Origin of the sequence: Flavobacterium sp. PLA-1-15, assembly GCF_049060005.1 — a bacterium.
Taxonomy (GTDB): Bacteria; Bacteroidota; Bacteroidia; order Flavobacteriales; family Flavobacteriaceae; genus Flavobacterium.
In genome coordinates this window covers 1-1,274 of record NZ_JBMGQS010000058.1, presented here as the reverse complement: position 1 = coordinate 1,274, position 1,274 = coordinate 1, and the positions used below count along the sequence as shown (strand labels likewise).

Annotated in this window: 1 pseudogene; it reads right to left on the bottom strand. The window is 52.1% G+C overall.

The features are described from left to right. A pseudogene (locus ACI6PS_RS16180) lies at positions 1–1,274 on the bottom strand (hypothetical protein); the annotation flags it as partial.

Genomic DNA, 1,274 nt, shown 5'->3' with positions numbered 1-1,274 from the left:
CCTTGATTGCCGTCCGGTCCTATCGGTCCTTGTGGTCCCACTGGTCCTTGGTTGCCATCCGGTCCCTGATTACCTATCGGTCCTTGATTTCCGTCTGGTCCTTGATTTCCTATCGGTCCTTGATTTCCTATCGGTCCTTGGTTTCCGTCTGGTCCCTGATTTCCTATCGGTCCTTGATTACCAACCGGTCCCTGATTTCCTATTGGTCCTTGGTTACCGTCTGGTCCTTGGTTACCATCCGGTCCTTGGTTTCCATCCGGTCCTTGGTTTCCATCTGGTCCCTGATTTCCTATCGGTCCTTGATTACCATCCGGTCCCTGATTACCTATCGGTCCTTGGTTACCGTCTGGTCCTTGGTTACCTATCGGTCCTTGGTTACCGTCTGGTCCTTGATTTCCTATTGGTCCTTGGTTACCGTCTGGTCCCTGATTTCCTATCGGACCTTGATTACCGTCTGGTCCCTGATTTCCTATCGGTCCTTGGTTACCGTCCGGTCCTTGGTTTCCTATCGGACCTTGATTACCATCCGGTCCCTGATTTCCTACCGGACCTTGGTTACCATCTGGTCCTTGGTTTCCTATCGGACCTTGATTACCATCCGGTCCCTGATTTCCTATCGGACCTTGATTACCTATCGGTCCTTGGTTTCCGTCCGGCCCCTGATTTCCTATTGGTCCTTGATTACCTATCGGTCCTTGGTTTCCGTCCGGCCCCTGATTTCCTATCGGTCCTTGGTTACCGTCTGGTCCCTGATTTCCTACTGGACCTTGATTTCCATCCGGTCCTTGATTTCCATCCGGTCCTTGGTTTCCTATCGGTCCTTGGTTACCATCCGGTCCCTGATTTCCTATCGGTCCTTGGTTACCATCCGGTCCTTGGTTTCCTACTGGACCTTGATTACCGTCCGGTCCTTGATTACCATCCGGTCCCTGATTTCCTATTGGTCCTTGATTACCATCCGGTCCCTGATTTCCTATCGGTCCTTGGTTTCCGTCCGGTCCCTGATTTCCTATCGGACCTTGGTTACCGTCCGGTCCCTGATTTCCTATCGGTCCTTGATTACCATCCGGTCCCTGATTACCTATCGGTCCTTGGTTACCGTCCGGTCCCTGATTTCCTATCGGACCTTGATTACCGTCTGGTCCCTGATTTCCTATCGGTCCTTGGTTACCGTCCGGTCCTTGGTTTCCTATCGGACCTTGGTTACCGTCCGGTCCTTGGTTTCCTATTGGTCCTTGATTACCATCCGGTCCCTGATTTCCTATCGGACCTTG